General features: G+C 63.3%; 23 protein-coding genes, 1 pseudogene and 1 other annotated feature. Of the genes and pseudogenes, 11 read left to right on the forward strand and 13 right to left on the reverse strand.

Annotated elements, in window-relative coordinates; genetic code table 11:
- Positions 1 to 4: 4 nt before the first annotated feature.
- Positions 5 to 244: a hypothetical protein gene (locus PWF70_RS10755; protein WP_055477305.1), complete on the reverse strand. Its 240-nt coding sequence runs from the start codon at positions 242 to 244 to the stop codon at positions 5 to 7.
- A 34-nt stretch (positions 245 to 278) separates the two neighbouring features.
- The gene (locus PWF70_RS10760; RefSeq protein ID WP_068970440.1) at positions 279 to 2,339 is read right to left on the reverse strand and encodes a DEAD/DEAH box helicase; all 2,061 of its coding nucleotides are present in this window, start codon (positions 2,337 to 2,339) and stop codon (positions 279 to 281) included.
- Between the two features lie 283 nt (positions 2,340 to 2,622).
- Here PWF70_RS10760 and PWF70_RS10765 point away from each other — a divergent pair, with 283 nt between their 5' ends.
- Complete coding sequence (locus PWF70_RS10765) at positions 2,623 to 3,654, forward strand: reprolysin-like metallopeptidase (RefSeq protein WP_286352950.1); 1,032 nt, start codon at positions 2,623 to 2,625, stop codon at positions 3,652 to 3,654.
- Complete coding sequence (locus PWF70_RS10770; RefSeq protein ID WP_055477302.1) at positions 3,654 to 4,316, forward strand: hypothetical protein; 663 nt, start codon at positions 3,654 to 3,656, stop codon at positions 4,314 to 4,316. Before PWF70_RS10765 ends, PWF70_RS10770 begins: the two co-directional genes overlap by 1 nt.
- A 52-nt stretch (positions 4,317 to 4,368) precedes the next feature.
- On the opposite strand, the gene PWF70_RS10775 is transcribed toward PWF70_RS10770, so the two are convergent.
- The 4 genes from PWF70_RS10775 to PWF70_RS10790 all read right to left on the reverse strand — a co-directional run bounded on the left by PWF70_RS10775 (position 4,369) and on the right by PWF70_RS10790 (position 7,183).
- A protein-coding gene (locus tag PWF70_RS10775; RefSeq protein WP_137811086.1) for an IS3 family transposase occupies positions 4,369 to 5,621 on the reverse strand; the annotation gives its coding sequence in 2 pieces (ribosomal slippage) (positions 4,369 to 5,327 and positions 5,327 to 5,621; 1,254 coding nt in all).
- Positions 5,206 to 5,337 (reverse strand) — a sequence feature (AL1L pseudoknot). (Overlaps the previous gene by 132 nt.)
- Positions 5,622 to 5,788: 167 nt before the next feature.
- Positions 5,789 to 6,139, reverse strand: coding sequence for a hypothetical protein (locus PWF70_RS10780; RefSeq protein WP_223258969.1), 351 nt, complete (start codon positions 6,137 to 6,139; stop codon positions 5,789 to 5,791).
- On the reverse strand, positions 6,124 to 6,321 hold the full coding sequence (locus tag PWF70_RS10785) for a hypothetical protein (protein WP_055476435.1): 198 nt from the start codon (positions 6,319 to 6,321) through the stop codon (positions 6,124 to 6,126). Before PWF70_RS10785 ends, PWF70_RS10780 begins: the two co-directional genes overlap by 16 nt.
- A 190-nt stretch (positions 6,322 to 6,511) precedes the next feature.
- Positions 6,512 to 7,183, reverse strand: coding sequence for an 8-oxoguanine DNA glycosylase OGG fold protein (locus PWF70_RS10790; protein ID WP_068971513.1), 672 nt, complete (start codon positions 7,181 to 7,183; stop codon positions 6,512 to 6,514).
- Positions 7,184 to 7,361: 178 nt separating this feature from the next.
- Here PWF70_RS10790 and istA (PWF70_RS10795) point away from each other — a divergent pair, with 178 nt between their 5' ends.
- Both istA (PWF70_RS10795) and istB (PWF70_RS10800) read left to right on the forward strand, forming a co-directional pair.
- A complete protein-coding gene (istA, locus tag PWF70_RS10795) occupies positions 7,362 to 8,873 on the forward strand; it encodes an IS21 family transposase (protein ID WP_119699221.1) in 1,512 nt (503 codons plus the stop codon).
- Positions 8,870 to 9,658 carry an IS21-like element helper ATPase IstB gene (istB, locus tag PWF70_RS10800; RefSeq protein WP_062394395.1) on the forward strand — a complete coding sequence of 263 codons (789 nt, stop codon included), beginning with the start codon at positions 8,870 to 8,872 and terminating at the stop codon, positions 9,656 to 9,658. Before istA (PWF70_RS10795) ends, istB (PWF70_RS10800) begins: the two co-directional genes overlap by 4 nt.
- A gap of 25 nt (positions 9,659 to 9,683) precedes the next feature.
- On the opposite strand, the pseudogene PWF70_RS24125 reads toward istB (PWF70_RS10800), so the two are convergent.
- Positions 9,684 to 9,872 (reverse strand): annotated as a pseudogene (locus tag PWF70_RS24125) (DUF2510 domain-containing protein); the annotation flags it as partial.
- A gap of 229 nt (positions 9,873 to 10,101) precedes the next feature.
- On the opposite strand from PWF70_RS24125, the gene PWF70_RS10805 reads away from it, so the two are divergent.
- Both PWF70_RS10805 and PWF70_RS10810 read left to right on the forward strand, forming a co-directional pair.
- Complete coding sequence (locus PWF70_RS10805) at positions 10,102 to 10,845, forward strand: DUF4839 domain-containing protein (RefSeq protein WP_075844772.1); 744 nt, start codon at positions 10,102 to 10,104, stop codon at positions 10,843 to 10,845.
- Positions 10,846 to 12,200: 1,355 nt separating this feature from the next.
- Positions 12,201 to 12,857: a hypothetical protein gene (locus PWF70_RS10810; protein ID WP_006898340.1), complete on the forward strand. Its 657-nt coding sequence runs from the start codon at positions 12,201 to 12,203 to the stop codon at positions 12,855 to 12,857.
- Positions 12,858 to 13,129: 272 nt separating this feature from the next.
- On the opposite strand, the gene PWF70_RS24130 is transcribed toward PWF70_RS10810, so the two are convergent.
- On the reverse strand, positions 13,130 to 14,095 hold the full coding sequence (locus tag PWF70_RS24130) for a lipase family protein (protein WP_353507331.1): 966 nt from the start codon (positions 14,093 to 14,095) through the stop codon (positions 13,130 to 13,132).
- A 651-nt stretch (positions 14,096 to 14,746) separates the two neighbouring features.
- Here PWF70_RS24130 and PWF70_RS10815 point away from each other — a divergent pair.
- From PWF70_RS10815 to PWF70_RS10835, 5 genes are all read left to right on the forward strand, one after another.
- Positions 14,747 to 15,553, forward strand: a complete 807-nt coding sequence (locus tag PWF70_RS10815; protein WP_286352951.1) for a LuxR C-terminal-related transcriptional regulator — start codon at positions 14,747 to 14,749, stop codon at positions 15,551 to 15,553.
- Between the two features lie 790 nt (positions 15,554 to 16,343).
- On the forward strand, positions 16,344 to 17,855 hold the full coding sequence (gene istA, locus PWF70_RS10820; protein ID WP_119699221.1) for an IS21 family transposase: 1,512 nt from the start codon (positions 16,344 to 16,346) through the stop codon (positions 17,853 to 17,855).
- Positions 17,852 to 18,640 (forward strand): IS21-like element helper ATPase IstB, encoded by a 789-nt coding sequence (istB, locus tag PWF70_RS10825; protein WP_062394395.1) that lies wholly within the window; start codon positions 17,852 to 17,854, stop codon positions 18,638 to 18,640. Before istA (PWF70_RS10820) ends, istB (PWF70_RS10825) begins: the two co-directional genes overlap by 4 nt.
- 249 nt (positions 18,641 to 18,889) lie before the next feature.
- Complete coding sequence (locus PWF70_RS10830; RefSeq protein ID WP_055476437.1) at positions 18,890 to 19,321, forward strand: STAS domain-containing protein; 432 nt, start codon at positions 18,890 to 18,892, stop codon at positions 19,319 to 19,321.
- Between the two features lie 10 nt (positions 19,322 to 19,331).
- Entirely contained in the window at positions 19,332 to 19,766 is a 435-nt protein-coding gene (locus tag PWF70_RS10835) for an ATP-binding protein (protein WP_055476438.1), read from the forward strand.
- Between the two features lie 67 nt (positions 19,767 to 19,833).
- Here PWF70_RS10835 and PWF70_RS10840 read toward each other — a convergent pair whose 3' ends face one another.
- The 5 genes from PWF70_RS10840 to phnD all read right to left on the reverse strand — a co-directional run bounded on the left by PWF70_RS10840 (position 19,834) and on the right by phnD (position 24,156).
- Positions 19,834 to 20,394 carry a hypothetical protein gene (locus tag PWF70_RS10840; RefSeq protein ID WP_171011585.1) on the reverse strand — a complete coding sequence of 187 codons (561 nt, stop codon included), beginning with the start codon at positions 20,392 to 20,394 and terminating at the stop codon, positions 19,834 to 19,836.
- 234 nt (positions 20,395 to 20,628) lie between these two features.
- Positions 20,629 to 21,387: a GntR family transcriptional regulator gene (locus tag PWF70_RS10845; protein WP_137809377.1), complete on the reverse strand. Its 759-nt coding sequence runs from the start codon at positions 21,385 to 21,387 to the stop codon at positions 20,629 to 20,631.
- Positions 21,384 to 22,418: a phosphonate dehydrogenase gene (locus tag PWF70_RS10850; RefSeq protein WP_055476440.1), complete on the reverse strand. Its 1,035-nt coding sequence runs from the start codon at positions 22,416 to 22,418 to the stop codon at positions 21,384 to 21,386. Before PWF70_RS10850 ends, PWF70_RS10845 begins: the two co-directional genes overlap by 4 nt.
- Positions 22,415 to 23,251 (reverse strand): phosphonate ABC transporter, permease protein PhnE, encoded by an 837-nt coding sequence (gene phnE, locus PWF70_RS10855; protein WP_055476441.1) that lies wholly within the window; start codon positions 23,249 to 23,251, stop codon positions 22,415 to 22,417. The genes PWF70_RS10850 and phnE overlap by 4 nt, the downstream gene beginning before the upstream one ends.
- Complete coding sequence (gene phnD / locus PWF70_RS10860) at positions 23,248 to 24,156, reverse strand: phosphate/phosphite/phosphonate ABC transporter substrate-binding protein (RefSeq protein ID WP_055476442.1); 909 nt, start codon at positions 24,154 to 24,156, stop codon at positions 23,248 to 23,250. The genes phnE and phnD overlap by 4 nt, the downstream gene beginning before the upstream one ends.
- Between the last annotated feature and the right edge of the window lie 36 nt (positions 24,157 to 24,192).

A 24,192-nucleotide genomic window follows, 5' to 3' on the forward strand; every position in this document is an offset into this window, starting at 1 on the left:
GGCGTCACAGGCCGAGCTGCTGGCGCAGCGTGGCGAGGTCCTGTTGAGCGACGTCGAGGATCTCGGCGGCCGCCGGCGGGCAGTATCTGATCGCCTTGTCGTTTTCCGTGATGACCAGGTGGGTGTCACCGGCCAGGATGAAGTGGGCCTTCTTGCCTTTGCGGTGGGCGGCGCACGGACGCTCGTGATTCGTGCGGGGCGTCTCGACACGGACGTGGCGCAGGATCGCTTTGGTGGTGGGCATGCTGACTCCTTTGGGGCACGGTACGGGTGAGGTTTTACCCGCGTTGGGACAGTTGGGATCTCAACGTGTCGCGGACGGTGTCGGCGATCTTGTCGATGCGTTCGAAGATGGTGGTCAACTGCTCGCCCGACCACTCGCCGCGGGTGCCGTTGGGCATGCCCACCGCCTCGTTGATCGCCGCGGCCAGACGGCGGATTGCGATGACCGTGTTGTGCTGACGCGGGCCGCCCGTGACGGCCATCAGCTGGTGACCCCGGGTCGGGAGGTCGAGGTCGGCCAGAATTCGGTTGGCGACCGCCTTGGTGCGCTGGTTGACCCGGGTCTTGGCCGATTGTCGTGCCCGCTGCGGGGAGACCGGGATCGGCTGCGGCGCAGGGGGTGCGGCTGCTGCCTGCTGCGCCAGCAGGCGTTGGCGTAGCTGCTCGCGGTCAACGACGTCGCCGACACGAATGCCGGGGGCGACTTCGCGGTTCAAGATCTCGTCGAGGACCCGGTCGTCGGTGGGATCAAGGTAGGTCTGCTCGACGAAGTCGGTGAGGATCTCGTTGTCGACGAGCATGCCCTCGTCGAATCGGCGGGCACGCGGTTCGCCATCACCGTTGCCATCGCCGTCATCGTCGGTGGTGCCGGCAACCCATCCGTGCACCAAGGCTTGGTCATCGAGGTCGAGTTCGCGGAATTCTGACCAGCGGGCGTCGTTGTTGAGTCCGATGTGGGACACGATGTGGCCCTGGTTGTCGGGGTGCTCGGGGGCCGCCTCCTGCACCACGCGCATCACCCGGCCGACAAACTGGATGTAGGGCGCCAGGCTGCGGAAGGGCCGGAAGATCGCCGCGACACTCAGGCGCGGGTGGTCGAAGCCCTCACCGAGCATCTGCACCTGCACGACGCAGTCGAGCTGCCCTTGGCGCAGCCGTGCGATGACGGCGTCCTGGTCGTTTTCGTCCATGTCGGAATGGATCTCGGCCGCGCGGTATCCGCATTCGTTGTAGATCGCGGCGACCTGGCGGGCATGGTCGACCGAGCAGGCCGCGGCGATGATCTGGTGCTGGATACCGGTCTGGGCGCGCATCCGGTCACACGCCTGGATGCTGGCCTCCACGATGTGGCGGTTGCACTCGGTACTCAGCGCCACGCCGCGGCGGAACCAGGCCTCCTCGCGCAGTTCCAGGACTTCGTCGAGGGTGTGGCGGCGGGTGTCGTCACGGTAGGTGAAGTACAGCTCGGCGGGGGCGACGTTGCGGGAGTGGATCTGCTTGATGTAGCCGGTGATCATCGCCCGGGTGAACGGGTACCGGTAGACGATGTCGCCGTGCAGCTGCTGCTGGTCGGAGCGAAACGGGGTGGCGGTCAGGCTGACGACCTTGGCATTGGGGAAGCGCCGGAACACCTTCTGCCAGCTTTCGGCGGCAGCGTGATGGCCCTCATCGACCAGGATCATGTCAAAAAAGTCCTCCGGGAACTGCGGAAGCCACCGGTCGGCCTGGCTGGCCAGCTGCTGGATGTTGCAGACCACGAAGTCACTTTCGATCGCGTCGTGGACGTTGGCGTTTGGCCCGTCCAGGACGGCCATCCACGGCCCTGCGGTGAAATCCGACAACACCCGACACTTGGTCCAGAAACACTGCGGGCTGGTGATGTCCACGGCATCGGCGACCCCCTTACGGATCGTCAAGTTCGGCGTGATCACCAGCGTGCGACCACGGGCGATGCCGAAGGGCAGAGTCGCCATGATGCCGGTCTTGCCGCACCCGACTGGAATCTGCACGATCGCCGGGGTGGCGTTCTCAGCGAAGTGCTCGCGCACAGCACGGTGGGCCTCGCGCTGTGGCTCCCGCAACGCCGCGTTGGCCTCGACGTCCGCGTTGGCGGTGACGAACACACTGCTGTTGGCGCCAGCCGCGGCGGCCTCCTGGGCACGGCGATACTCCAGCCGGAACGGCTCCAGGTCGGCGCGCCGGTAATACCGGTAATCACTGCCGGGGCGCCGCAGCGCAGGCAAGGTGCCGTCACGATCCCATCGCCGCAGCGTCTGGGCGGACACCCCGAGATAAGCAGCCGCCTCCGCGACTCGCAGAAAACCTTGTTCAGCCATGATTAAAACTATACAACATTATACAACTCTAACAAGTATCCACTGCGTATATTGCCGCGCGCAAATGAGCTTCAACCTCGACACACTCTCCCGCTCACACGTCAGGTCACCTGGACGGGCCGGGCCCTCGAGGCCGACAAAGTCACCACAGCGTCCCGCTACATCAGTCGGGCAGGTAGGTGCGAGGCAGGAGTGCCGAAGTGATCTGCGGTACCCGATTTTCGTTGACGTAGATCACACATTGCAGATAGCGTGTCCACCACTTGCTGGTCTTGGGGGGCGAGTGAAGGTGGTGACGGTGCGTAGGTTTGGTATTGCCCTGGCCTCGTTAGTAATTGCCGCATTAATGTGGATCGGCGCAGGCGCGGTACGCGCGGACGTCTTCCATGGTTACTGGATCTACGGGAAGATCCACGAGGAATACGAACAAGCCGGTGGTTACAACTTCTTCGGCAACGCCACCATCCCCGAGTCAAACACCCAGAACGGCGGCAAGTTTCAGAAGTTCGTCAAGAACAGCTCGATCTACTGGCACTCCGCCGTGGCCGGCGGGCATGCCAACCAGATCGGTGGACTTATTCGCGATGCGTGGGGCCGAGTAGGTTGGGAGACTGGGTATCTGGGCTATCCGATCACCCGCGAGTTCGGCGTCAACGGCGGGCGCGCGAATCACATGGTGGCCGGGTCGATCTACTACTCGGCCACGACCGGAGCTAAAAACGTGTGGCTGGGAATCTGCGACGTCTGGGCCGATTCAGGCTGGGAGAACGGGCGATTCAAGTTTCCCACTGAAGACACCCGCACCACCACCTGCTCGGTCTGGGCGCAAGACTTCCAGGGCGGCACTGTGCTCTACAAGGACACGGGCGTCGGCGGCTACTTCCTACCCAACAACGACGTCGATGGGCAGCGCCTCGCCTACAGCACCGGCGGCGGTTTCCTCTACGGCGCCGAGCTGCAATCTGCGGTGAACTCCTGGAACCAACTCAGTCCTATCACGGTCGCGCCGGTAGGTGTGTTCGAGGTTGCCGATGTGGCGATCTCGACGGAAAACCGATCCGATGTGAGCTGGTCTGGGCTGCACACGCGCTACAACGCGCCGCTGACCAGCACTATCCAGATCAACATGCACTACGTGCAGGGCTACTCATCGGCGAGGAGAGCGGGGGTGATCGCCCACGAGATTGGGCACGCACTGGGACTGTTCCACACCTGCTCCAACGACCTGATGGCAGATAATGACGGGGCCCGCGGAACGTCCTACACGCCCACTGGGCTCACCCGCGACCTCTACCACAACAAGTGGGGATTCTGATGACCACCAACCACCGAGCAACACGACCGGCGGCCCTCACGCTCGGCATCGTCGGCATCTTCGCCGCTGCCACCCTGGCCGCGTGCGGCGAACAAACCGTCAATGAGGGCATCCCTCCCCTCGAATCGGCCACGGCCACCTCGACCGCCCATGCGGACTCGATCACCGACACCTCTGACCTACGCAATTTGATGGCGATCTCGACGCACGTCTTCACCGGCCGCGTCGAATCAGCCGCCGGCACCAAGGCACTCGGGCCACTCCCCGAAACTCAGTACAGCGTGCTCACCAAAACGGCGATCAAAGGTGAAGTCCCCGAGAGCGTGGTAGTCAACCAGCAAGGCGGAGTCAAAGACGGTGTCTACATTTCCGTCAACGGCGACAGACCTCTCAAGGTCGGCCAGTGGTACCTGTTCGCCACCCGCTACCTCGAGTCAGAGAAGTGGTACACCCTCGTCCCTGTCGACGGCCGCAAGCCTGTGACTGAACAACAAGCCCGCGACAGAGCCTCCGCGCCCCTAGCCGCAGCTGAGGCCGCGTTGCGCGCCAACCCCCAAAACCGGCTCGCACCACCGGCCCCACCGAGCCCGTCGATGACCTTTCCGATACCCCAACCCGGCGACCGCAACCCGCCACCACCCTCACCGGCGCCAACCGGTTAATCATCCGGTGGTCAGGGTGTATGAACCGTCCTGGATCGGATGGAGACCTCGTTTAGGCCACCGCCATCTCGGAGGTGGCTGTCTCACGGTAGCGCCTCTCGTACTCAATGGGCGGGCAGTAGCCGATCGATGAGTGCAGCCGCTCGGTGTTGTACCAGTGCACCCAGGCGGCGGTCTCGCGCTCGACTTCTGCGCGCCCGGTCCACGATCGCTGGCGCTCGATCAGTTCGGTCTTGTACAACCCGATGGCTGATTCCATCAACGCATTGTCGAGTGCATCGCCGACCGACCCGATCGATCCGGCCAAGCCGGAGTCGCGTAATGCTTCGGTGAACGCCAGCGCTGTGTACTGACTTCCGGCATCGCTGTGATGAATCAAACCTGTTGCAGTGAACGAGAAGTCGGTTCTACGTCGGGTGAACAAGGCCTGTTCGAGAACGCTGGTCACCAACGGTGTCGACTTGCTCGTCATCACCCGCCACCCGAGGATTCGACGCGAGTACACATCGACGAGAAACGCGGTGTAAACGAACCCTGCCAGGGTCCAGCAGTAGGTGAAATCAGCCACCCACCACTGATCTGGCCTGGCCGGCAATGACCACTTGCGCTCCACCAGATCAGGATGCCGCGGCGCGCGATCATCGCGCTGGGTCGTGATCGTGCGATGTTTTCCGCGGGTGACTCCGGCGATCCCGCAGATCCCCATCAGTCGGCCCACCTGATCACGGCCCATCTCACGGCCCTCGCGGCGCATCGTGTGCCAGATTTTGCGGACGCCGTACACGCCACGATTGCGATGAAACGCCTGGTAGACCGCGTGAGCGTCGTACGCCTCGGCCAATCGTGTCACCGAGACCGGACCCGCTTGCGTGCGGGCGTAGTAGGTGGACGGGGCGATCTGCACGCCGTGCTCAGTGAGCACTCGGCAGATCGGGGCGACCCCGAACCGACCCTTGTGAGCGTCGATGTAATCAACGATCACCGCAGTCGGCGGTCGACCTCCGCCGCGGCGAAAAACGCCGACGCTGTCTTCAAAATCTCATTGGCCCTTCGCAATTCAGCGTTCTCCTTGCGAAGCGCCGCCAACTCGGCGTCCTGCTCGCCCACCGTCATCGTTCCCCGCGCAGTCACGATCGGCCGGTCCTTCTCGATCCAGTTCCGCAACGTCGCCTGGTTGATATCGAGCAATGCGCCCACGTGTTTCCGGGCGGCGAGCTTTCCGCCGCCATGCTCGGCGAGGTGGTCGTGATACATCCTCACAGCCCGCTCACGCGTCTCTGGATCAAACTTCCTCAGTGCACCCATACCGGCATTCTCCTGGTGAGATCACGGTCTCCACCAGACCCAGGACGGTTCAGTAGAACCTGGCGTGCGGCCCGGTCGGTTATGGCCGTACCACAGGTCGTTGACCCTTTCGATCAAACGCTCATGCACGACCAGGGCGAGTTGACGACGGGCGCCCGCTCACTGTCTCAGGCACTTCTCGCGGTCGCCCGCAGCGACAATCCCTGGTCGAAGGGGCCCCACTCTAAGTCGGGTTCGGCGTTCAGGCCATCGTCCTCGGAGCCGCGGGACAGGGTGTCGATCTTGATGATCGCTGGGCTGGGGGCGTCGACCAGGTACACCATGATGTCGCCGGCAGCATACGTTCGTGGGGTCAGCCAGACGAGATCGTCAACATCCGGGTCGTCGTCGTCGCCAGGGAAGAAGCTATTTACGGCTTGCCGCCACGGCTGAAGCAGGCATAACTGCACTCGTCGGCCGTCCGCATTGCCGGTGCCGGCGACCCGTGGGGTTCTCCTGCGGGCTACGATTCGGCCCATTCAGCGAATTCCTTCCACGAGATCGGAATACGCTTCTGCCCGTGCTTGGGTCGCCACTGCAGATTGCCCTCAGAAACGTAAAGGGTGCCGAGAGTTCTCCCGTCGATCGCGACATCGAACTCGAAGTCGATGCCAGCAACGCGCACCCTACTGGCGCTGAATCGCACGTCGTGATCAGCCACGATGATCCTCCCAACAACGGCACAGTCTGGTGTCGATCCCTCTCGCGAACGTAGCGAACGACCATGTCTCGGGCAATGATCTGCCCGGAACCGATGCCAGCTCACCGGGCCAGCGATCGCCGGTTGCTTCCAGACCTGACCAGACCCCCCGGGGCGGATTGCTCATGTAAAAGGAGTGCGGTGAGGGCTGTCAGCGGCCGAACAGTGCTCGTTCGATCACATCCGGGGTGGTGTCGAAGTCGTGGGCCCAGTCCGCAGCCAAATCAAGGTAACGGCCGTACATGTCAGCCGGGCCGTCGATCTCCCACTCTTCGGTGGTCACTCGACGCAGACTGTCTACAACCCTGCTGTCATAGATCAGTGGGCGGCCTGTCAACGCATTGGCGTCGTACCCGCCGAAGTAGAGGAACTTGGTGAAGAAGCCCGCCGCCAGTCCGGTGATTTTCAACCGGTTGCGCCCGCTGAGGGCTTTGTAGGCGCTGACCGGCCCCTCGGTCCGCACGACAGCCAGAGCCTTGGCGAGCTTCTCCGCGGCGTCGGGCTGGCTGAGGGGACGCAGCGCCCGCACCATCGTCAGGCCCGGACTCGTACCCCACACCACACACGCCACGTGCAGTTGCGCCGCTACGATCGGCGACCCGTCCTGCACCGCTCGGGCTGCGACCTCAAAGACATCGCGGCGCGAAACCACTCGATAGCGACCACTGCCCGCCGACACACTGTCGAGCTCGTCAGGCCACATCGCAGCATCCGGCAAGCGTGCGCGCACCGCAGCCGGATCGAACCGAATTGACTGGCCCAAGACCCATTCGCGATCGGGAACAGAACCGTCGGGAAACAAGGTAGTCAACGCGATCGGCATTCCTTCACGCTACCTGTCCATGGCCATGAGAAAGTCCCCATTGGTGGCCAGGTCGAGGTCCCCGCTGGTGGCCAGATAAAAGTCCCCACCCTGTGTTCGTCGTGTCGACCCGGAACTGAGGGCCCAGGCGATGACGGTGAAGGTGCCAACCGATCACCATCACCGCCTGGGAGTTCCATTGAAGTCTGCGAAGGACCGTATGGACATCATTTCTGCTTACCGAGAACTCGGAAGCTATCGCGCCGCAGCCGAGGTGTGCGGCACCACCCACAAGACCGTCAAGCGTGTGGTCGACCGGTTCGAGGCCGACGATCAACCACCCGACCGCAAGGAACGGGCCCGCAACTACGATGCGGTCGCCGAGTTGGTCGCTGAGCGAGTCGAGCGGTCACACGGCCGGATCACCGCCAAGCGACTGCTGCCGGTAGCACGTGCCGCGGGCTATGAGGGCTCGGCCCGCAACTTCCGTCGTCTCGTCGCCCAGGAGAAAACACAGTGGCGCCGTGATCATCATCGTGGCCGCCGCCCGGCGGTGTGGGCTCCGGGTGACTACCTGGTCATCGATTGGGCCGTAATCGGCGGGCTGCACATGTTCTGCGCGGTGTTGGCGTTCTCGCGGTGGCGGTTCGTTCGGTTCGCCACCAACGAAACATCCACCACCACACTCGGATTCATCGCCGAGGCGTTGGAAGAGATCGGTGGAGTGCCCAACAAGGTACTCGCTGATCGGATGGGTTGCCTCAAAGGTGGAGTCGTCGCCAACGTCGTCGTACCCACCCCCACGTATGTGCGGTTTGCCACCCACTACGGGTTTTCCCCGGACTTCTGTCACGGCGCCGATCCGGAATCGAAAGGGATCGTGGAGAACCTCTGCGGGTACGCGCAGTCGGATCTGGCGCAGCCGTTGTGGACCGAAGCCAAGATCGCTGCTGGTCGTGACGACGTGCAGCTGGATGTGCACGCAGCGAACCGGGCCGCGCGGGACTGGTGTGTCGAGGTCAACACCCGCCGTCACAGCGACACACTGTGCGTGCCTGCTGACCAACTCACGATCGAACGAGACACATTGAGCCCGTTGCCGTCTCTGCGGGCCCAGGTCGGTCCACCGCCGGTCACCCGTAAGGTCGATCGCCTCTCGTGTATCCGGTACGCCTCGGCCCGCTACTCGGTACCCAACCGGCTCATCGGCACCACCGTGACCCTCATCCAGGACGGTGAGCGGCTCCTGATCGCCGAACCTGCCTCCGGTGAGGTGGTCGCCGATCATCTGTTGGCCGCACCTGGTGAGGTCGTCCTCAACGATGATCACTACGGGGGGCCACGCACCCCGCCCAGTCGTGCACCACGGCCCAAAACTGCGGTAGAGAAACAGTTCTGCGATCTCGGTGAGGTTGCTGAGCAGTTCCTGGTCGGTGCCGCGGCCATCGGGAACACCCGCCTGGGCGGTGAACTCGATGACATCCTCGGGCTCGTCACCTCCCACGGCCGCGAACAGGTGCTCACCGCTCTGACCAGGGCGGTGGCGTTCCGGAGGTTCAAGGCCGCCGATGTGCGCTCGATCCTCGATGCCGGAGCCGGCACCCCCAACCCGCGACCGGCCGGCACAGCACTGTTGGGTCACCTGCCTACCGCGCCCACCCGCTCGCTGGATGCCTACAAGCTGGGCGCCGGCGACAAGGAGGTGTCATGACCACCACAACATCGACACCCGTTGCACCTCAGACAGTGCCGCCGCTACCGGCCGACCTCGATCACGCGCTACGCCGATTGAAACTGGCCTCGATCCGCCGCAGCGCACCCGAGGTCCTGCTCACCGCGAAAACCCAGCGGTGGACACCCGAAGAAGTACTGCGAACCCTGGTGGAAACCGAGATCGCCGCTCGTGATGCCTCCAACATCCGCAACCGACTAAAAGCTGCCGGGTTCCCGGTCACCAAAACCTTGGAATCGTTCGACGTGGCCGCATCCTCTATTCCGGCCAATACCTTCGAATACCTGTCTTCACTGGAATGGGTTCGGGCGCAACATAATGTCGCCCTGATCGGCCCTGCCGGGACGGGTAAGAGTCACACCCTGATCGGGTTGGGGATCGCCGCAGTGCACGCCGGACACAAAGTGCGGTACTTCACCGCCGCCGACCTCGTGGAGACCCTGTATCGCGGGCTGGCCGACAACACCGTCGGCAGAACCATCGACACCCTGCTGCGCCAAGATCTGCTCATCCTTGACGAGATCGGATTCGCCCCGCTCGACGACACCGGCACCCAACTGCTGTTCCGGCTCGTCGCCGGCGCCTACGAACGCCGATCTCTCGCGATCGCCAGCCACTGGCCCTTCGAACAATGGGGACGATTCCTGCCCGAACACACCACCGCCGCCAGCATCCTCGACCGGCTCCTGCACCACGCCACCATCGTCATCACCGACGGCGACTCCTACCGCATGACACACCGAACGGAGGTGCCACCGACCTAGAACATCCCGCACAGGGTGGGGACTTTTACCTGGCCACCAGCGGGGACATCAAACTGGCCGTTGACATCGGAGCACCCGCAGCACCCCGTGTATCAGACAGCAGCGGGGCTAGCTTTCCACTACCCAAGTCGGGTGCTGGCGGGGCGGGCGCCACCTGTGCCCTCCATTTCTTGCCGTCCCAGTACCGTGATCCTGAACCTCCCGATGGATCTGGATACCACCCAGGTGGGGGAGGCGGTGGAGTGGTCGTATGGGTGCCCTCTCTTGACGAAACTCGACAAGATTAGCCGCACTCGTCCGTCCTTCGGCCCTGACCCTCCGCAGGATCACCCGCGGGCGACAAAGGGATATGGGGTGTCCCAGTGGCGGGTACGGGCTCGGATGGCCAGTAGGCTCAGCACGGGCCGGCCACCTTCCTGGCATGAAGCTGAGGGGCTGTGAGCATGGCAACGGACACCGGAGTCACGTACGAGACGAAAACGATCCGTGCGGTCCGCGGCATGGAGTCGCGGATTGTAAAGAAGTGGGAGGCCGACGGCTGGGAGTTGGTCTCGCAGTCGCCAGGTATGGTTCAGGTTGAAATCACCTTCCGTCGCCCCCGGCCGAAGTCTCGTCGGCTGCTTTGGATCATCGGTGGCGGCGTGGTTGTGCTCGTGCTGGCAATCATTGTGACCGTCGGGCTAGTCATCGAGAAGAACACTGCCCCGGCGAATCCCGCGCCGGGTGAAGCGACAGCTTCGCCGAGCGGGCAACCGTCCGCTGAAGCGACTGGCGAAGCAGCGTCACGGTCATCGACCCGTGATGGCGAGGTGCTCACGCCTGAGAACAGTCCTGAGTTCGCGGCTGTCCTCGCGTTCACTGACTACTGCTCGCCGGACATCGCAGCGTTTGCTGCGGCTCATCGTGGTCGAACGATCGTGTTTCCCGGCAGCATCGCCGCGATGGCACCGCACGGGAACGCGAAGACTAGGTACGACATCCTAATCAACGCGGGCGACGCTGCGTCAGCGACTGGACCGGCTTTCCAGTTCCGTGATGAGAACACCCTCAACGACCTCCACTGGGTCGGCCCGGTACCGGACACGATCGGCGTGGGGACGAACCTCGACATAACGGCCGAAGTCGACCGCTACGAGGATCGGTCGTGCCTGCTACTGCTTGAGCCGGTTGCAACCGCCGTTCGCTAGCCGTACGTAGTAGCTCGCGGCGCGCACGCCACCCACCTGTCTCGGAACGACATCCGCAGCTGTGCTGCTGTTAGGCGACATGGGAACAGGCAACGGCTAGTTGAGCCTGGAGTCGTGCTCGAGCGCACCACGCTGCCGACGCCCGCGGGCGGCAAAAACCTAACTGACCATGCTCGCCGACACCACTCCTCGGGTCCTCAGTCTGCGTAACGAGCTCTCCGGACAGGCGGATACACTCAGCGAAACCTGAGACCCAGTACCGGCAAGGAATTTCGCCCATGCACGCGGCCGATGACGCCGACAATGATCGCGACGCCCCCACGAGCTACTACCTGAGTCAAGCCGTCGCCACACTACTGATCCCAGGAACCGGTCTCACTGTGGCTGAGTGGGTTGACGACAACAAAGGTCCACTGATAATCGCGGACGGTGACCCTGCCTTTCGGGAGTGGCTGCGTCGTCTCCGCTCCGCAGCTGCTGACATGCTTGTCACTGCACCGTATGAAGCTTGGCCCATATCCGGATCAGTCGTAATCACTCGTCCCATACGAGGCAGCACCGGTAACGAACTGGTTCCCCCTCAGTCGGTGACAAGCGCGCGAAACAGCTTCTGCGTCCTGTGCGTCACGCCCGGAGCAGTCCTTCATCAGGCCTCTCATACTCCGCACACTCGTGGCGAAGTCCGGCCACAGCCGCCAGCCGCGGACGTCGCAGCGGCACCACCGTCCGGGCGCATTGGTAACGATGCTCAACTACGCTCTGCGCTATGGATTGACGCTGTTCGCCGACTGAACACGGTGCGGGAAGAGTTCGCTGCCTACGAGACCGACGCAACGGCATTCTTCCATCGCCCACTACTGGCCGATCGAACACACCCGCTCGTGCAAGCTTTCTACACTGCTTTCGCCCATGCCGATGCCTTGCGAGTAGATGGCACCGTTCCTGACGAACTCGGTTTCGTGCGTGACTTCGCCGATCGGGCCGTTGCTGCCGAAACCGCATGGAGGGCCGCGTACGCAGCTGCTTCAGCCTCGGGTGACAGCGGTCTGTCGGCTGAGCAACGAACTCTGCTGCGACGCGCTGAATCGGCAATCAAAGTGGCGCTCCGACGATCGATCTCCTCCTAACGAACGAGCAACTGCCTACCGACGAGTGACCGAACTCTTCGGCAAGGCTCACATCGATGTTCCCGCGAGCATAGCCACGGAGTTGCGCCACCAAATCGAGAGCGCTACTCGCAAGACGCTCCCTGATCGACCCGGTCAAGGACTCGAGGCCCATCCAAAGATTGACAGACTCTCATGTCAATCCGCCGTTCCCGACAACAATTGTGACCAAGCAGAAGGACCAACCACATGGATGCCACCGGAATAGCAGTAGCGGTCATCATCGCGCTGGCCGTGATCGTCGGCGTCGGCTGGTTCGAATACCGCCGGCGGGAGTTCGGCAAGCTCGATGTCGAGGTACAGCACGCAGTGACAGCCGCCAGGTCTGCACGCAAGCAGTTCCGGGCTGCATCGCGGCTGATGACGACAGAAGTCGCCAGCATCGAGCGAACCATCAGCGAACTGAGCAGCGTCAAGGGCCAGCGGGTCGCCGCCGGCGGAGGAGTGACGGTCTACCAGCGATGGATCGACACCAGGCAAGGTAGCGGGTCGATCATCGGCGTCACCGCATCGGCAGCCGACGAATCCACCAACGGTGCCGGCAACGCGTACGTTGTGGTTGATGGTCCTGCAGTAAATGGTGTCGCCACCCTTGATGCATCGAAAGACCCAAAAGCCGGTCCGAACGCCTACGCGCTGGCGGCAGCGATCAACAAACAAGCACGGCTGGCCGCTGACGAGAAGAAGACGCTTCCCGAAAAGATCGAGCGAGCCAAGAGTCAGCTGACGACCGCCACACGAAGTCATGAGCAGAAGGTCGAGGCGGCACGCTCTCATTTCAGGGGACGGCTAGAAGTGCTGCCGACAGAGACTCGAGCGAAGTACTTTCGCAACGATCACGCCTAGTTTGGTCCGGCGCGCGTCACCCGTGGGGTTGGAGTTCACCCGGCGGTGATCGCGCGCTGGCTACGCGTCGTTTCGACCCGCTTGGACGCCATGTGTCTGCGACCTGCGTCGATCACTAAGCGCTGGACCAGCGGTCACGTGCTGCTGTGGTGGACAAACACTTGGTGGCCAGATGCATAGACGAGCTGTGTCGGTGACGGCCATGCTTCAGGGGCCAACCTGCGGAAGCCGGCAGACACGCTTGACTTCCGCAGGTCCTCGCTGTGAGCCATTTATTGGGTGAGTCGGCCTGCCAGCCAGTTGACTGCGATATTACCGGTAACCAATCCGACTGCGTGTCCTAATCCGGGCGGTAGCGATGGTGTGTTGATATTCGCCCTGGCGACGTTGGTACCCCCGCGTTCCCAAGCGTCTGCCGTGGCATTCGAATCGCCGGCGGGGACAACGTCGTCGTTCACGTTCTGCATAAGGAGTACCGGATGACTCGGTGCCGTTCGTCCCATTACGAAACTCTGGAATACGCTGTTTATCTCAGGATCGGAAGCCAACTCTTCGATTAACGGTCGCCCACTTACCGTCATCCCCTTTGTCGATCTGAAATAGTGGCCGACGGCACTGCCCACCAGACACTCACCCGCAGTCTTACGCAGAAAATCTCTACCCTGACTGTTTAGTTTCGCATCGATCTTCGGCGCAAGTTGCGGATACTCAGCCCGTACCCCGTTCACGAAGTAGCCAATAACTCCGGCCGCTAGCTTCCCTTCGTTGAACATCATTGTTCGCGCCGGGTTGGTCGGGGGCGCACCGACCACAGACCCTCTGATATTGAGTTCAGGGGCATAAGACTTGGCCTGTTCGGCAGCGGCGGCAGCTGCCCCGCCCCCCTGTGAGTATCCCCAGATTCCGACAGGCGCTCGGCGATCAACTGCCCCCACCGATATAGCGGCGCGCGCAGCATCAAGCACTGCGTGGGCTTGGGGAATGGGCTGCAGGTAAGGTAGCCGCCCCGGCGCCTCCGTCCCCTGAAAGTCGGTCATGGTTACAGCGAACCCTCGAGTCAAGAGGGAAGCCACGTCAAGCAGCTGTAGCTCGATCATAGGAACGCCAGAGCGGTCGGTGGTCAGTCCGCGAGTCAGCAGCTGTGAAGGTCGGCAACTCGGATCCGAGCCGTGGGTGCCAACTGCATAGGTGACCAATGGGCGAGGTCCTCTACCAGTCCACTTCGAAGCCGGAACCATAACAATTCCCGTTGTAGCGACTGGCTTGCCGCGGGTATCGGAGCTTCGATACGTGACCGAAGTCGCCTTCACCCCAGTAGGGATGGCGCCTGCCAGGAGATCCGTCTTAACAGACCGCAGCAGGCCGCCGTTCTCGACAGGGGCGTCCGCAGGCTCTGCAACGGCCGGAGCGCCCGCTGTTGCTGTTGCTGTTGCTACGAGTAGCGCAGCAGCTGCGTATCCAATCGATCTTGCTAGGAAAGTACGGGGCACATCCACTCCTTCAAAAGTACACGTTGAGTTCTCTAACTGTGAACACACATCGTACACGTTGAGTTCTCTAACTGTGAACACACATCGAACTGTCTCGGGAGAACCAGTCTTCGGCACCTCGCTCGGCCGCACCCGATGTCACGGCGCACTCACCCGAGGTGCGACTGTGAGGCGCGCTGATGGGACAGCTGCTGACCTGTAGCGACGTGAACACTCGGAGTCAGCGCCTCCACGAGCTGGTGCATCACAAACCCCCGATTTGGAATGCCAATCTTCCCTGGCGTTGTATGTTCTCTCACAGGGTGAAGCGGGCGCGACCTCGTCCACACCCCCCGAAGAGGGGGTCGAGCGTCTAGAACGAGCGATGAGATCTGCTCACCACTGATGGTAGGAGAGCAAATGTCTAGAACGATCGAGGAGATCGTCTCCAGTTCATTGCGCAGGGTGCGCCGGGACACCAATGTTTCTCTGGCATTCGCCGGCATGGTCAAGGGGCGATCAACGGTGCACTTGCAGCACTTTGAGGGCGAGACGAAAGGCGTAATCGATGGAGTTTCTATCGAGGTCGGGCACGGACTGGGCGGCAGGGTAGTTGCCCTAAGACGGCCAATGGTCGTCGACGACTATCTGGAAACGCCGCGAATCTCCCACCGCTACAACGATATTATCGAGCAGGAAGAACTGCGCGCGATGATGGCCGCCCCTGTTATTGTCGATCGAGTCCCGATCGCGGTGATCTACGGTGCACTCCACACCCCACGCCTCATTGGTGATCGGATGCTCGACACACTCGCAAGCGAGGCGCGAGCCATTGAGCAAGAGATCGCGTCCGCCCGGGCGCTGTTGGAGTACGATGCGCACTCGCCAGACAAGGATCTTCGCAACCGTGTCACCGCCGCTTTCGCACGTCTCCGCCAGCTGGTTGAGGATGTGGACGACCAGCGCCTCTCGGGGGAACTCACCGATATCATCGAAATGCTCACTGCCGAAACTGATGCCAAGTCAATGTCAACAAATATAACCGCCCGGGAGCAAGATGTTCTGGCGTTTGTTGCGCTTGGATACCCGAATGCTCGGATTGCTGATTCGCTCGGCCTAACCGTAAATACCGTAAAAGGATATATGAAGGGAATAATGCACAAACTTGGTGCGTCCTCGCGACTAGAAGCTGTGGTGCTTGCTCGCTCGGCAGGCCTTTTACCCTAAAGGCCAGAGATCAGCAGGTGCGCGACTATGTCCATGTCTTGCCGAGGCTGTTAACTCGACCTCAAATCGCGTTGCCAGGCAGTAGCTTCCGTGGTCGTGTCTCTGTCCGAGTTCCTGCTTCGCCAGAATGCGGCGGTAGAGGCCGCCCCTACCTGCTCAAATGTCATAATATCTAATCAGCCCTCTAGATCGACTGGGGGAGCGGAAGTTTCAAGTAGATGCGACATAAGTCAAGCGGCGTATGCTGGTCGAGGGTGTCGCCTCGCCGGGCTACTTCAGCTCACTCTGAGGCTTGTGTCGGTCTTGGCGTTCAAAATATGGAGAATCCCCGAAGTTGGGCTGCCGCTATGAGTGCGGCTGAGTGCTTCCCAATCTCGGCTGTCTCGAGCGTCTTGATCGGGTCCTGCCCGGTGCCGTCATCGGTTCGGCGCATCCACATCGCCCAGTTAGTGAGACCGGCGCCCCATTTTGACGGGTAGGTGATGCCGTGGGGGCGTGACCCGTCTTCCAGAACTACCGATTCGCGTATCCAGGTAGCTATCCCAGTCGTCAGAGTTTTCGCCTCGGGTGAGGAGTTCGTGAGCTCGCTCAGGGTCAACTGTTCGGTGCCGAGCGCGCCAAGCAGTTGTCCATGGCCATGAGAAAGTCCCCATTGGTGGCCAGGTCGAGGTCCCCGCTGGTGGCCAGATAAAAGTCCCCACCCTGTGTTCGTCGTGTCGACCCGGAACTGAGGGCCCAGGCGATGACGGTGAAGGTGCCAACCGATCACCATCACCGCCTGGGAGTTCCATTGAAGTCTGCGAAGGACCGTATGGACATCATTTCTGCTTACCGAGAACTCGGAAGCTATCGCGCCGCAGCCGAGGTGTGCGGCACCACCCACAAGACCGTCAAGCGTGTGGTCGACCGGTTCGAGGCCGACGATCAACCACCCGACCGCAAGGAACGGGCCCGCAACTACGATGCGGTCGCCGAGTTGGTCGCTGAGCGAGTCGAGCGGTCACACGGCCGGATCACCGCCAAGCGACTGCTGCCGGTAGCACGTGCCGCGGGCTATGAGGGCTCGGCCCGCAACTTCCGTCGTCTCGTCGCCCAGGAGAAAACACAGTGGCGCCGTGATCATCATCGTGGCCGCCGCCCGGCGGTGTGGGCTCCGGGTGACTACCTGGTCATCGATTGGGCCGTAATCGGCGGGCTGCACATGTTCTGCGCGGTGTTGGCGTTCTCGCGGTGGCGGTTCGTTCGGTTCGCCACCAACGAAACATCCACCACCACACTCGGATTCATCGCCGAAGCGTTAGAAGAGATCGGTGGAGTGCCCAACAAGGTACTCGCTGATCGGATGGGTTGCCTCAAAGGTGGAGTCGTCGCCAACGTCGTCGTACCCACCCCCACGTATGTGCGGTTTGCCACCCACTACGGGTTTTCCCCGGACTTCTGTCACGGCGCCGATCCGGAATCGAAAGGGATCGTGGAGAACCTCTGCGGGTACGCGCAGTCGGATCTGGCGCAGCCGTTGTGGACCGAAGCCAAGATCGCTGCTGGTCGTGACGACGTGCAGCTGGATGTGCACGCAGCGAACCGGGCCGCGCGGGACTGGTGTGTCGAGGTCAACACCCGCCGTCACAGCGACACACTGTGCGTGCCTGCTGACCAACTCACGATCGAACGAGACACATTGAGCCCGTTGCCGTCTCTGCGGGCCCAGGTCGGTCCACCGCCGGTCACCCGTAAGGTCGATCGCCTCTCGTGTATCCGGTACGCCTCGGCCCGCTACTCGGTACCCAACCGGCTCATCGGCACCACCGTGACCCTCATCCAGGACGGTGAGCGGCTCCTGATCGCCGAACCTGCCTCCGGTGAGGTGGTCGCCGATCATCTGTTGGCCGCACCTGGTGAGGTCGTCCTCAACGATGATCACTACGGGGGGCCACGCACCCCGCCCAGTCGTGCACCACGGCCCAAAACTGCGGTAGAGAAACAGTTCTGCGATCTCGGTGAGGTTGCTGAGCAGTTCCTGGTCGGTGCCGCGGCCATCGGGAACACCCGCCTGGGCGGTGAACTCGATGACATCCTCGGGCTCGTCACCTCCCACGGCCGCGAACAGGTGCTCACCGCTCTGACCAGGGCGGTGGCGTTCCGGAGGTTCAAGGCCGCCGATGTGCGCTCGATCCTCGATGCCGGAGCCGGCACCCCCAACCCGCGACCGGCCGGCACAGCACTGTTGGGTCACCTGCCTACCGCGCCCACCCGCTCGCTGGATGCCTACAAGCTGGGCGCCGGCGACAAGGAGGTGTCATGACCACCACAACATCGACACCCGTTGCACCTCAGACAGTGCCGCCGCTACCGGCCGACCTCGATCACGCGCTACGCCGATTGAAACTGGCCTCGATCCGCCGCAGCGCACCCGAGGTCCTGCTCACCGCGAAAACCCAGCGGTGGACACCCGAAGAAGTACTGCGAACCCTGGTGGAAACCGAGATCGCCGCTCGTGATGCCTCCAACATCCGCAACCGACTAAAAGCTGCCGGGTTCCCGGTCACCAAAACCTTGGAATCGTTCGACGTGGCCGCATCCTCTATTCCGGCCAATACCTTCGAATACCTGTCTTCACTGGAATGGGTTCGGGCGCAACATAATGTCGCCCTGATCGGCCCTGCCGGGACGGGTAAGAGTCACACCCTGATCGGGCTGGGGATCGCCGCAGTGCACGCCGGACACAAAGTGCGGTACTTCACCGCCGCCGACCTCGTGGAGACCCTGTATCGCGGGCTGGCCGACAACACCGTCGGCAGAACCATCGACACCCTGCTGCGCCAAGATCTGCTCATCCTTGACGAGATCGGATTCGCCCCGCTCGACGACACCGGCACCCAACTGCTGTTCCGGCTCGTCGCCGGCGCCTACGAACGCCGATCTCTCGCGATCGCCAGCCACTGGCCCTTCGAACAATGGGGACGATTCCTGCCCGAACACACCACCGCCGCCAGCATCCTCGACCGGCTCCTGCACCACGCCACCATCGTCATCACCGACGGCGACTCCTACCGCATGACACACCGAACGGAGGTGCCACCGACCTAGAACATCCCGCACAGGGTGGGGACTTTTACCTGGCCACCAGCGGGGACATCAAACTGGCCGTTGACACTACCGGCAGATAACCGGAGGTACGCGAACGATGTGTGACATAAGGTCACTTCACCCTTCGCGCGCCGTCGGTGGCGGCGGACTAGGTTTGGATGGCGTTGAGATAGCCGTGATCATGTAGTCGGTCGGGACCGGGTCACTCAGCAAGTCGTGTGACCCCCTTCCGTGAAAGTGAGAGTCACCGTGCAGCCAGACAACCCCGATGCCGTGTTCGTTGACGACAGCGGAGACACCGCCGGCCGGGCATTGATGACCATCGTCTCCGCGCAGCACGAAGAACTGGTGATCCTGACCGTCCAAGGCAGCATCGACGTTCTCACCGCACCACAACTGTCCGAGGAGGTGACGAACGCGCTGCACGGACAACCACGAGGCCTGATCATCGATCTGACCACCACCGACTTCCTGGCCTCGGCCGGCATGGCCGCACTCGTCGCCGCCCACGAGGCGATCGCACCGACCGGACTGTTCGGAGTCGTGGCCGCCGCACCCGCAACGTCGCGGCCGCTGACGCTCATGGGCCTGGACCAGACAATCGTCCTCTACCCCACCCTCGCCCACGCCGTCACCGCCATGACCAGACCCACCGGAATGAGCGGCAGCCCGACTGGGTAAACACGACGGCGTGGACTCATCACAGCACCTCGATGGCGACTCCACCGGTGACTTCGAACGATCGGTCGAGGCCACCGCCGAGGCCGCCCACAGACTGCGCGAACTGTTCACCGTGTGGGTGACAGCAACCGTCGAGGCCGACACCGAACGCCGCGCCGACATCGTCTTGGCCGTCTACGAAGCGATTGCCAACGCCACCGAACACGCCTACAAAGACGCTCGAGAGCCAGGCGCGGTCACCGTGCGCAGCCGCCGCCGCCCCAGCGGCACCCTCGAAATCACTGTCACCGACACCGGCACCTGGGACCTCAGCCCCGCACAGCGCTTCCGCGGCCGCGGACTCGCACTCATCACTGCGCTCAGCGACACCCATGCGCTTACCACCGGACCCGACGGCACCACCGTCACCATGTGCTGGCAGCCGACGCCCGTCCTGACGACATGATATCTAGTATCAGATTTCGAAACTACCTGCGGCAGAATCGAATTAGACGATACTCGCCCGGCAGCACTCACGTGCGGTCTTTCCAGCGCTCGTTGGCTGATTGTCGGGTCATGCCGGTCGCCGCGCCGATGTCGGCCCACGAGCGACCCAGCCGGCGGGCCTTGGCCACCGCGGCGTCGAGCAGTGCGTCGGCGTCCCTGCGGGCCTCCACGGCCGCCCGGATCTCGTCGTCGATGTCGATCGAATCGAGATGCTCACGCCGCCACAATGCTTGGGCGGCCGCCGCGACATCGGGCCGCACGTTGACGTCGAGGTCGATGTCGGGGGCGAACACCTGGTGGCGGGCCAGGTCCTCGAGGGACGCTGAGGGCACCCGCGTCCACTGGACGGGATCGGTCCAGGTCGACACATCAGAGCTGGTTCGCCGGGCGCAATTGCAGGACAACAGCCAGCCGACGATCTCGGCCGACGGCCGCCGACGATCCTCGTCCGGGTGCCGGCCGGTCCCGACGATCTCGTAGTCAACGCCGTCGACCATGGTCGACCCGTGGCTCTCGGCCCCGTCCTCGAAGAACGGCACCAACGCCGCCTCGTGCAAGTGCGTGGCGCTCTCGTGTACCCAGCCCATGCCGATAGGGTAGACCCGCTGTGTCAGGATAACCAGACACAAGAGTCGGGTCGCGTCAGGAGTACCTGACATAACGCAACATTATCGGCGTTAACATGACGGAAGTATCAGTAGCTGCGGTTACTGCCGTTTACCTGCGATAATTCCGCGGGTGTGGCGCGACGGTGAGGTCGTCCTGCTCCGCGCTGAGGACCTGGCGGCTATTCGGGGCGGGCGATGGGTTTGTCGTCCTGATTAGGTGGTGTCGAAGTCGACCTCGACTCGGAACACGTCGGCTCGAAGCCAGGAGATCGTGAGTTCCACGGGGCGGTGGTTGCGTGCGGCGGCATCGGTGCGGGACCGGATAGAGATGACCGGTGGGCGGCCGCTCAGTTCGAGGTGCTCGGCGACGTGGGGTGGCGCGGGGTCGATGGAGACGCCGAACCATCCGCGCTCGGGTTCCAGTTTGTAGTGGGTGGCCAGGGTGTCGTGCAATGAGTCGGCTGGGCCGAGGATCTGGGGTAGGTCGGGGACGAGTTGGGGGTCGAGGTAGGTGTCTGCGTAGCCGACGAGCTCGTGGTTGATGTATCGGTTCCGGGAGAGTGCGAGCAGTTGTCTGCGTGCTCCGACTTTCATGCGGCCACGGATCTCGGTTGGGGGGGTCTCGAGTCGCCATCCGGTGGTGCGAACGTCTGGGGTGAATCCGGCTTTGCGGACGCTTGCGCTCCAGGACGGTGGGATGTGTCGACTGATGGTGTAGTCGATGCGTTGGGACACGAAGGTGCCGCTGCCCTGTCGGCGGCGCACCAGGTAGCGCCTCTCCAGCTCGGTCAGTACTGCTCGGGCGGTGAGCCGGCTGACGCCCAGGATGCGGGCTAGTTCGTCTTCTGAGGGGAGCCGAGTGCCGACGGGCTGGTTGGCAATTGTCTCGGCGAGCGCGTCGGCGGCGGAAAGGTACACCGGTACCCGAGGACTGGTTTTGGTGGGTGCGGCGTCGCTGATGGGCGTGATCATACTGCGGGAACGGAGGAGGTCGACGGTTTCCGCGGGTCGTTGACGGCTCCGTCGGGCATTTTGCCTGCGAGTGATTGCAGGATGGATCTCGCCGCGTGTTCCTCGATCGCCAAGCGTGCCGTCGCGACCGCAGATCCGAGGTGCGGGGTGAAGAGGGTATGGCTCGTCAGTTCCATCAGGTCCGGGTGCAGGCCGCTGGGGCGGTCGGGTCGGGAGAGGTCCTCGAACTCGAACACGTCTGCGGCATATCCGCCGAGGTGTCCGCTGCGCAGGAGCTCGGCCACTGCGCCTTCGTTCACCACTGAGCCTCGTCCGACGTTGACCAGCAGCGCTCCGGGTCGCATCGATGTCATCGCCTCGTGGTCGAGCAGGTGCAGTGTGTCCGCCGTCAGGGGGGCGCAGACCACCACGGAGTCGCTGTGCTGCAGAAGCTCGGCGAGTTCCACCCGTTCCATACCGATCGACGCCGCGGTTGCGGACGGCACCGGATCGGGGTCGTGGTAGAGAAGTCGGGGATTGAATCCGGAGAGCATTTGCGCCACGGCCCGGCCGAGTACGCCGGCGCCCACGATGCCAATCGTGGAGCCGACGAGTGTGCGTCCGTAGAGCACCGGCCGCCAGCCGCGGAAACCGGCTCGCACGGTGCGGTCACCGGTCGCGACGTGTCGAGCGAGGCCGATCAGCAGCCCGACTGCCAATTCCGCGGTGGGTTCGGTGAGTAAGTCCTCGACTCGGGTGAGCCAGATGCCGCGCTCGGTGCAGGCGCGAACGTCGATGTTGTCGTAGCCCTTGAGTGCGCCGGCGACCACCTGCAGTCGCGGGCAACCGTCGAGGAACTGCGCGGTGATCTGGTCGGGCATGAACGCCATCAGCCCGTCGGCGTGTGCCACTCGGCGTTTCAGTTCGGATGCCGGGAGGCTGTCGTCTTGCTGGTTCGGCACCACGTCGCACTCGCGGCCGAGCATGTCGAGGATCTGGGGATGCACCCGGTGGGTGAGAACGACCACCGGGCGCGCGGACGCGTTTGTCATTGGAACCTTCTTCGTAATGCTCCGCCGAGGGCGTCGACCACGGTGACGGTGGCGAGGATGACGAGCAGGATTGCGGAGACTTCCTGGTACTGGAGGGTGCGGAGGGCGGCGATCAGCTCGAATCCGATGCCGCCGGCGCCGACGACGCCGACGACTACCGAGGCGCGGAAGTTGAGCTCCCACCGGTAGACGGTGACGTCGGCCATTTGGGGCAGCACCTGCGGCAGGATGCCGTGCAGGATCACTTGTGCCCGGGTGGCTCCGGCGGCGCGGGCGACCTCGACGGATGCTTGATCGGCGCGTTCGATCGAGTCGGCGAAGAACTTTCCGACCATGCCGGCGGAGTGGATACCCAGCGCCAGTGCGCCGGGAAGGGCGCCGAAGCCGACGGCGGCGACGAACACGATCGCCATGATCAGCTCGGGCACCGATCGCAGGGTGTTGAGGACCAGGCGCGCGACCGCGTAGACGGTGGGGTGCGGGGAGGTGTTACGGGCCCCGAGCAGCGCGAGTGGGACCGACAGCAGGACCGCCAGTGCGGTGGCCGCGATACTCATCGACATCGAATCCCACAGTGGGCCCCACCACCGGTTGATGTGGGTGAAGTCCGGGGGCCACATGTCGCCCAGGAGGTCGGCGATGTCGGCCAGCCCGGTGATCATCCGTTCGCCGTCGAGTAGTCCCACCGCCCAGACGCACACCAGCACCAGGACGCCGACGACGCCCATGGCGGCGCTGTTGCGCCCCCAGCCAATCCACACCCGACGGGAGATGTCCCGGTACTGTTCTTCCCGCCGTTCCTCGACGGGGTCCGGCAAAGTGTCGGCGGTCACTGGTAGTCCGCCAGGTCGATGTCCAGCAGGGGCGCGAGGTCGCGCACCGCGTCGTAGTCTTTATCGGTCACAGGTCCGAAACCGGCGGCCTCGAACGCCTCGAGCACGGCGTCGTCGTCGAGTTCTAAAAACGCCGCCCGCACCTTGTCCTTGAAGTCCTCGGGCAGATTCGTCTGCATAGTCCACGGGTAGTTGTAGTAGGGCTCGGACTCCTGGACGGTCACGACCACCTCAGGGTCAATGGTCCCGTCTCGGACCATGCGCTCGTAGATGGGCAGGCTCATGCCGCCCGCGTCGGCGTTGCCGTTCTGCACTGCCAGCGCCACCGCGTCGTGGGCGCCGACGTGCTGTTCTTCGTAGTCGCCGTCGTCGACGCGCAGGTCCGCTTCCTCGGCGAGCATGGCCTTGGGTATCAGGTGGCTGGAGGTGCTGGCCGGGTCTCCCCACGCGACGGTCTTGCCAGCGACGTCGTCGAGTGTGGTGATGCCGGAGTCGGCATTGGCGAGAAACACCCCTTGGTAGGTGGGGGCAGCGCCTTCTTCCTCCTGCAGCGCGGCGAAGGGCTCGATGTCGGCCTGCTCCTGGGCGAGCACGTAGGACAATGGCCCGAAGTAGGCCAGGTCCAACCGGCCGCGGGTCATCGCCTCGATCATCGAGGAGTAGTCGGTGGTGACGATGAGTTCGACCTCGACGCCCAACTCGTCCTCTAGGTATTCCTTGAGCGGTTCGTTGTCCTGGATCACTTGAGACGCGTTCTCGTCGGGCAGCAGGGCCACGCGGAGGGTCTCAGGCACCTCGCCGGCGGCAGGCTCGGAGGTGGAGCCGGAGCCGCAGCCGGTGAGAACAAGCGCGAAAGAGATCAGCGCCGCCAGGGCGGCAACTGTGGAACGGGCTGGTCTGGTCATTGTGAAGAACTCCAGGATCTGGTGAATGTGATTCGG

Source organism: Gordonia sp. Swx-4 (assembly GCF_030316175.1).
Taxonomy (GTDB): domain Bacteria; phylum Actinomycetota; class Actinomycetes; order Mycobacteriales; family Mycobacteriaceae; genus Gordonia; species Gordonia alkanivorans.